This window comes from Streptomyces sp. SID3343, assembly GCF_009865215.1.
Lineage (GTDB): Bacteria > Actinomycetota > Actinomycetes > Streptomycetales > Streptomycetaceae > Embleya.
In genome coordinates, this window is record NZ_WWJX01000637.1 from 1 (window position 1) to 231 (window position 231).

1 protein-coding gene is annotated in these 231 nt (G+C 78.4%); it reads left to right on the forward strand.

The window, feature by feature from the left end; all coding sequences use genetic code 11:
• Positions 1–231 (forward strand): hypothetical protein (locus GT354_RS19515; RefSeq protein WP_202512060.1); only part of this gene is annotated, 231 nt, incomplete at both ends.

The window sequence follows — 231 nt, forward strand, 5'->3', positions numbered from 1 at the left end:
ACGCCGCGACCGCCGAGACCGCCGCGCACAGCGCCTCGGCCGCCGCCGGACGCGCGACCGAGGCGGTGCTGGCGGCCAAGGACCGGGTCGAGGCCGAACTCGCGTCGCAGCAACGCCGGATGGTGGAGATCGAGGCTCGCCGCGTCGCCCTCCTGGCCGAGCTCGCCGCCGCCAAGCAGACCTCCGTCGCGCTGGAGACCGCCCGCCGCGACGGCCTGGCCGCAGAGGCGC